Origin of the sequence: Bradyrhizobium sp. (assembly GCF_049512235.1) — a bacterium.
In the GTDB taxonomy this organism is placed as follows: Bacteria; Pseudomonadota; Alphaproteobacteria; order Rhizobiales; family Xanthobacteraceae; genus Bradyrhizobium.
Genome location: NZ_JBEKXH010000324.1, coordinates 1 through 7,431 on the forward strand (window position 1 = coordinate 1; position 7,431 = coordinate 7,431).

General features: G+C 65.5%; 5 protein-coding genes. 3 read left to right on the plus strand and 2 right to left on the minus strand.

Annotated features, from left to right (window positions below; all coding sequences use genetic code 11):
- Window positions 1-122: 122 nt before the first annotated feature.
- Both ABSG20_RS24865 and ABSG20_RS24870 read right to left on the minus strand, forming a co-directional pair.
- Window positions 123-1,022: a UPF0280 family protein gene (locus ABSG20_RS24865; protein ID WP_423867151.1), complete on the minus strand. Its 900-nt coding sequence runs from the start codon at window positions 1,020-1,022 to the stop codon at window positions 123-125.
- Window positions 1,019-2,467 carry a 6-hydroxynicotinate reductase gene (locus ABSG20_RS24870; RefSeq protein WP_423867152.1) on the minus strand — a complete coding sequence of 483 codons (1,449 nt, stop codon included), beginning with the start codon at window positions 2,465-2,467 and terminating at the stop codon, window positions 1,019-1,021. The genes ABSG20_RS24865 and ABSG20_RS24870 overlap by 4 nt, the downstream gene beginning before the upstream one ends.
- Before the next feature lie 330 nt (window positions 2,468-2,797).
- Here ABSG20_RS24870 and ABSG20_RS24875 point away from each other — a divergent pair, with 330 nt between their 5' ends.
- The 3 genes from ABSG20_RS24875 to ABSG20_RS24885 all read left to right on the plus strand — a co-directional run.
- Window positions 2,798-3,280, plus strand: a complete 483-nt coding sequence (locus ABSG20_RS24875; RefSeq protein ID WP_423867153.1) for a (2Fe-2S)-binding protein — start codon at window positions 2,798-2,800, stop codon at window positions 3,278-3,280.
- Entirely contained in the window at window positions 3,280-6,843 is a 3,564-nt protein-coding gene (locus ABSG20_RS24880; RefSeq protein ID WP_423867154.1) for a molybdopterin cofactor-binding domain-containing protein, read from the plus strand. Before ABSG20_RS24875 ends, ABSG20_RS24880 begins: the two co-directional genes overlap by 1 nt.
- A gap of 55 nt (window positions 6,844-6,898) precedes the next feature.
- On the plus strand, window positions 6,899-7,431 hold a 533-nt coding region (locus ABSG20_RS24885; protein ID WP_490338336.1), incomplete at its 3' end, for a beta/alpha barrel domain-containing protein.

Consider the following 7,431-nt stretch of genomic DNA (forward strand, 5'->3'; position numbering starts at 1 on the left):
ACCGCTGCTTCGGTGTACGCCGCGCCACCCCCCACCCCCGACCCCTCCCCGCCCCGCGCGGGGAGGGAGGGGAGGAAGAGGACCGAGAGCGTGGATATGATGCCTTTCATGGGATCGATCCTCTAGGCATGGACAGCACCTTCGATGGCGCTGCCGCGCGATCCCGGCATATCGATCGCTCTCAACGCGACGACGACGGTCTCGCCGTGGAGCCGCAGGGCGGCACCATCGATCAATCCCGCGGCGAGCAGTTCGCCGGCGCAAGCCGCACCAGCACTGACCGCCCTGGCAATCTCGGATCCTGACAACGCGCCGACTTCGCGCGTGACAAGCCGCGCGCCGAGATCGCTGTCGGGCTGCAAATCATGGGCCGGACACCTGACCACGGCAGGGTGCCCAGGGAGGTCGACGGCGTTGGCGATGATGGTCGCGGCGGCGTCGGCTTGCGACGCGGTCCGCGCCAGGACCGTCACGGCGTCGGCAATGCCGAGCGAGAAACTGCGGCCATGGCGGCCGCTGGTCGCAATGCCCCGCGCCGGATCGTCGGCACCGACCATCGTCGTCTGCACCACCCCCTGCGCGTCCGGCCGGTCCAGCAAGCCGATCGTAAAACGTTCGCCGCAGGAAAGGTGCAGCGCGATGTCGCCGCCATTGTTGACGTAAGCCCGGGTCACGCATGCCGCGTCCAGCATCGCGCCGAGAATTTCTTCGGCGACGGCGCCCGCAACCGCCGCCATGGGGGTGATAAAATGATCCGACGCGAATGGCGCCACGGCGGCGTGCATGCGGCGTGCGACCGGGCCCCGCATGGGGCATCTGGCGGCATCGGATTGCTGTCGCAACAGCGGCAGCTCGTCGCAGAGTTCGTCGAGCAGGCCGGTAAAGCGATGTCCTGCGGCGCTGTAGGCCGTCTCGATTTCCGCCGCGCGTCCGCGGGCTTCCACGATCAGGTCGATCGGACCATCCTGCAGATGAAGCCGCCTGCCATCCGCCAGATATGCGATTTGCGGGCGCCTTGTCATGGCCGCTGTCCGGGCTGCGCAGGCAATTGGCGGATTTCGGTACTGTCCTTCAGCGAGGCCAGTGGACGGACGTGATCCATATGTCCCCCCAGCGCCGCATAGTCTTCAAGCCGCAAGGTAAATTCGATCGGCGCCACCAGCGCCGGGGTCGGCACATAGCCGAAAGCGCCTGCCGGCAAGCGCGTCACATCCACCATGAAGGTGATGCCGCCGCCGGGCCAGACATAGACCGGAGCGCCGCCGCTGGTGACACGCGTCAGCGCCTCCTTGACCGACCGTGTCAGCCGCACCGGATTGTCGGTAACGCCGGCCCGCAGCGAGCCGCCGGCGCCGGCCATGAACAGCACGGTGCACAGCGCCGGTTCGCAATTCTCCTGGATGCGCTCGACCGAAAGAATGAGTTCAGCCGGCATCATCTTCTCGATCGGCTTGAGCGCCGCGTCGAGCTCATAATAGGCCGCGTGTTCGCCTGTTGTAGAGACCATCAGCATGGTCAGGCCCTGCCGCGCCACCTTGGGGTCGAACGGACCCAGCACCGAGAGCGGATCTGAGATCATGGTGCCGCCCCAGCCGGTGCCGGGCTCGGCGACCTGGAAATAGCGGCCCGGCGTCGAGCGTCGCCCCTTCAGCTTGATGCCGGTATCGGGAATATCCAAGAGCTTGCCGGCCTGATGTTCACTGAGAACGCCGGTAATGTGGTCGTCGACCACGACGACCTCATCGACCTTGCCATGCCATTGCCTGGCGAACATGCCGATGGTCGCCGAGCCGCAGCCGACCCGCATCCGCTCTTCGGCGACGCCGTTGACGACGGGCGGATGTCCGGCCCTTACCACCACGGTCGCGCCGCCATCGATAACAAGCTCGACCGGCTTGCAGTTGCTCAAATCCATCAGCGCGTCGCAGGTGACGCGGCCTTCCTTCTTCGAACCGCCGGTCAAATGATGCACGCCGCCCAGCGACAGCATTTGCGAGCCGTACTCGCTGGTGGTGACGTGACCGACGGCCTCGCCCTGCACCCGAACGTTCGCCGTCTCCGGACCGAGATAGCGATCGGTGTCGATCTTCACCTTGACGCCGCAATAGGAAAAAATGCCTTCGGTCACCACCGTGACCATGTCGACGCCGTCGATCTCGGACGACACGATGAAAGGCGCGGGCTTGTAATCGGGATAGGTGGTGCCGGCGCCGATCGCGGTGACGAACACGTCGCCCTGGTGGACGATCTTGCCGTCCCAATCGCCACCGGCCTGGAACGGCACCAGCCGTCCGCCATGGGACACCGTTCGCTCCAGCACAATATGCGGATCGACCCGCACCAGTTCGCCGTTCTGATTGGCGTAGCGATCGCAGGCCCCCGCCGCCCCTGGCTTGATGTAGCACATGACAGGGCAGGCATCGCAGCGGATCTTGTCGGCGGCGGCTTTAGTCGCATCAGTCAGCATGAAGAGCTCACAAGCCAGCGTCAGACTGTCGAACGGCCAAACGGGGCAGTGGCAGCGATTTCAGCCCGGCGGCAAGGCTGTCGCCCGACGGCGACTTCGTTCGTATACGAATGACGTTGCGCGCGCCTCGCCGAGCTGTCAAGCGCGCCTCGCCGGCGAAAGCGAGCGTTGCCGAATATTAGCTCATTTGCCTGCATCGGCTGTTCACAAACCGGGCAATGGTTGTCGCCGGGAACGGCATGCTTGCACGTTTGTATGCAAACGGTATCCTCGCGCGCATTGAACGCGATGTATCGCAGGGCGCAACGATTGGGCGGGAACCCCACACGCATGACGCAGCCGAAGATCCGCCTGACGGTCAATGGCAGGATCCATGACGTCGCCGCCGCCGCCGATACCGCGCTATTATACGTGTTGCGCAACGATCTCGAATTGAACGGACCGAAATACGGCTGCGGGCTCGGTGAATGCGGCGCCTGCACGGTGCTGATCGATGGCGCCGCGGCGCGCGCCTGCGTGATTCCGATCGGCGGCTGCGCCGGCCACGATATTCTGACGCTCGAAGGCCTTGGCTCGCGCGCCCATCCCGATCCGGTGCAGCAGGCCTTTATCCATGAACAGGCCGCGCAATGCGGCTACTGCCTCAACGGCATGATCATGACCGCCAAGGCGCTGTTGATGCGCAACATCAACCCTTCCGAGAGTGAGGCACGGGAAGCGCTGCGCCATAATCTGTGCCGCTGCGGCGCGCATGTTGAAATCATGCGCGCGGTGATGCGGGCGGCGGGCGAGGCCGCCGAGGTACCGGACTGATGGCTGCATCCGATGTGCCCGACCATCGCGAGCGTCAGGCGGGATCGCTGTCGATCGTTCGCGCCGCGCGCTCGGGCGCGCCGGGCACGTTCGAAACTTTTATCAGGATCACGGCCGATGGTTCGGTCACGGCCTTCAACGGCCATGTCGACCTCGGCACCGGCATCCGCACCGCGCTCGGGCAGATCGTCGCCGAAGAACTCGACGTGTCCTTTGCCCGTGTCGTCGTCGTGCTCGGCGATACCTCGCGCGTTCCCGATCAGGGCGCCACGATTGCGAGCGAGACCATTCAGGTTTCGGCGGTGCCGCTGCGCAAGGCCGCGGCGCAGACGCGACATTTCCTGCTGGCGCGCGCCGCGCTGCGCCTGGACCTTCCGGTCGAAGACCTCACGGTCGAAGACGGCCTGATCCGCGGCCGCGACAACCGCAGCGTCAGCTACGGCGAATTGATCGAAGACGAGACCATCCGGCTCGAATTGGCAAATGACGCCGTCGTCAAAGCGGTCGATACCTACAGCATTGTCGGCCAGTCGGTGCGGCGAGCCGACCTTGTCGCGAAAGCGACCGGCGAACAGGTCTATGTGCATGACGTGCGCGTGCCCGGCATGCTGCATGGCCGCGTGGTGCGGCCGCCTTACGCCGGCGTCGATGCCGGCCCGTTCGTCGGCACCAGCCTCATCACGGTCGACGAAGCTTCAGTGCGCGATGTTCCGGGGCTGGTTGCCGTCGTCACGATCCGCGATTTCGTCGGCGTCGTCACCGAGCGCGAGGAGAATGCGGTCAACGCGGCCGCGCAACTCAAAGTGACCTGGAAACCGGCGCCGGCGCTGCCCGACCTGAAGAATATCGAGCGCGCGCTACGCGCCAATCCCTCGACGCCGCGGACCCTGATCGACAAGGGCGACGTCGACGCCGCGATATCGGCCGCCGCCAAGCCGATGGCGCGGACTTATGTCTGGCCCTACCAGATGCATGGCTCGATCGGGCCGTCCTGCGCCGTCGCCGATGTCCGGGACGATGCCATCAGGGTGTGGTCGGGCACGCAAAATCCGCACATCCTGCGCGCCGACCTGGCGCTGCTGCTGGCGCGGCCGGAAGCCGACATCGAGGTGATCCGGCTGGAGGCCGCCGGCTGCTACGGCCGCAACTGCGCCGACGACGTTTCCGCCGACGCGGTTTTGTTGTCGCGCGCGGTCCGCCGTCCGGTCCGCGTGCAGTTGAGCCGTGAACAGGAGCATGCGTGGGAGCCGAAAGGCACGGCGCAACTGATGGATATCAGGGGCGGGCTGCGCGCCGATGGCGGCGTCGCCGGTTATGATTTTGCCACCCGCTATCCATCCAACAGCGCACCCACTTTGGCGCTGCTGCTGACCGGTGCGATTGCGCCAGTCGCGGCGGTATCGGAAATGGGCGACCGCACCGCGATCCCCCCTTATGATTTTGACGACATCCGCGTGGACGCGCACGACATGCCGCCGATCGTGCGCGCGTCATGGTTTCGCGGCGTCTCGGCGCTGCCGAACACCTTCGCCCATGAATCCTATATCGACGAACTGGCGAGCGAGGCTGGCGTTGACCCGATCGAATACCGCCTGCGCTATCTAAGGGATCAGAGGGCGGTCGACCTCATCAAGGCCGTTGCCGCGCGCGCCGCCTGGACCCCGCGCCCACAACGTCAGCAACCGGTAGCGGAGGGCGACATCGTGCGCGGGCGGGGTTTTGCCTACGCGCTTTATGTGCACAGCCAGTTTCCCGGTTACGGCGCCGCCTGGTCGGCGTGGATCGCCGACGTCGCCGTCAACACGGCGACCGGCGATGTCAGCGTCACCCGCGTGGTCGCCGGCCAGGATTCCGGGCTGATGATCAATCCAGAGGGCGTCCGCCACCAGATCCACGGCAATGTGATCCAGTCGAGCAGCCGCGCGCTGATGGAGGAAGTCTCGTTCGATCGCACCTCGGTTGCGAGTCGCGAATGGGGCGCCTACCCCATCATCAAATTTCCGGACCTGCCAAAAATCGACGTCTTGATGCTGCCGCGCCCCGATCAGCCGCCGCTCGGGATCGGCGAGTCGGCATCGGTGCCGAGCGCGGCCGCGATTGCCAATGCCATCTTCGATGCGACCGGCGTGCGGTTTTGCGAGCTGCCGTTCACCCCGGATCGAATTCTCAGGGGATTGCGCGGCGAACAGGATGCGGCAGCAACTGCGCCGGCATTGGCGGCGCCCAAGGCAAAAGCTTCGGCCGGCCGATGGCGAAATCCGTTCGTCAGACGGCGCGGCGCGCTGGCGACGATCTCGGCGGTATGCGCCGCCGCCGTCGGCGTCGCCGCCGCGGTGCTGCCGTGGCGGGCGATCGCGCCGATCGCCCCGCCGGATGCGTCGGTCTATTCGCAATCGACCATCACCCGCGGCCGGCAACTTGCCGCGCTCGGCGACTGCGCCGTGTGCCACACCCGCACCAGCGGCGCCCTCAATGCCGGCGGCCGCGCCATCGAGACGCCATTCGGTATCATCACTAGCACCAACATCACGCCTGACCCCGAGACCGGGATCGGCGGATGGTCCTACCCCGCCTTCGAGCGCGCCATGCGCGAGGGCATCCATCGCGACGGCCGGCATCTTTATCCGGCCTTTCCCTATACTCATTTTGCCGCGACCAGCGATGCCGACCTGCAAGCGCTCTACGCTTTTCTGATGGCGCAGGCGCCGGTGCGCGCCGAAAATCGCAAAACCACGCTCGCCCTTCCATTCAATTGGCGCCCATTGATGGCGGGATGGAATGCGCTGTTCCATCGGTCACATGCGTTCGAGGCCGAGGCGACGAAATCAGCGATCTGGAATCGCGGCGCCTACCTGGTCGAAGGCCTCGGTCATTGCGGTGCCTGCCATTCGCCGCGCAATGTGCTGGGCGCGGAAAAAGCCGACGCCTATCTCGGCGGCGGTTTGGCCGAAGGCTGGGAGGCGCCGCCGCTGACGTCGCTGTCGCTCGCGCCGATCCCCTGGAGCGAGGATGACTTTTTCAGCTATTTGCGCACGGGCGAATCCCGGTTTCATGGGGTGGCGGCTGGCCCGATGGCGCCCGTGGTGAAGGAACTCGCAGCACTTCCGGACGAGGACATCAGGGCAATGGCGGTCTATCTCGCTTCCTTCAATGAACCCGCGATCGGTCAAACCAGTCAGGACGCTCTGGCCGCCCAATTGGAAGCCTCGACCCGCGCCCGGTCCGTATCCGCATCGCTGGCCGGCGCGCGGCTTTATGAGGGCGCCTGCGCGGTTTGCCATCAGGTCGGCGGCGCACCCCTGTTCGGCAGCCGGCCGTCCCTGGCGCTGAACAGCAATCTGCACGGCGCGGTGCCGGACAATCTGATCCTGATCATCCTCGATGGCATCACTTCTCCGGTGTCGAGCGATCTCGGCTACATGCCCGGCTTCAAGGACAGCCTGACAGACGATCAGATTGCGGAGCTCATAGCCTATCTGCGGCAGCAATTCGCCCCGGACAAGCCGCCCTGGACCGGCATCCGGACAGCCGTCACCCGGGCCCGGCTACGGACGCCGCGGTGACCGGCCATGCCGAAAGCCACTGGTTGCATAGCCTGCGGCGGGATAGAGTTGCGCTATGGCAGTTACCGACATTGCGTCCCGGACCTATAATCATGGCTGGCGGCTCGATCCGATCGTGCGCAGCCTGCTCGATACTGATTTTTACAAGCTGTTGATGCTGCAAATGATCCGGGAATTTTATCCGGACCAGCGGGTCACCTTCTCGGTCATCAATCGCAGCCGGCATGTGCGGCTCGCCGAGGTGATCGACGAGGGCGAACTGCGCGCCCAGCTCGATCACGCCCGCACCATCCGCTTTGCCAAGAAGGAGCTGATCTGGCTCGCCGGTAATACCTTCTACGGCAAGACCCAGATGTTTTCGCCTGATTTCATCCGCTGGCTCGCCGCCTTCCGGCTGCCCGAATACGAGCTGCGCAAGGTCGACGGCCAATATGAACTGCATTTCCACGGCCCCTGGACCCACACCTCGATGTGGGAAATTCCGGCGCTCGCCATTCTCAACGAGTTGCGCTCGCGCCAGGTAGTGAAGGGCCAAGGGCGGTTCGTGCTCGATGTGCTCTATGCCCGCGCCAAGGCCAAGCTGTGGGC

What these genes read in the sequence shown, in the direction of transcription:
- ABSG20_RS24880 (WP_423867154.1), top strand. Translation starts at nt 3,280, where the DNA reads ATGGCTGCATCCGATGTGCCCGACCATCGCGAGCGTCAGGCGGGATCG.
- ABSG20_RS24865 (WP_423867151.1), bottom strand. Translation starts at nt 1,022, where the DNA reads ATGACAAGGCGCCCGCAAATCGCATATCTGGCGGATGGCAGGCGGCTT.
- ABSG20_RS24875 (WP_423867153.1), top strand. Translation starts at nt 2,798, where the DNA reads ATGACGCAGCCGAAGATCCGCCTGACGGTCAATGGCAGGATCCATGAC.
- ABSG20_RS24870 (WP_423867152.1), bottom strand. Translation starts at nt 2,467, where the DNA reads ATGCTGACTGATGCGACTAAAGCCGCCGCCGACAAGATCCGCTGCGAT.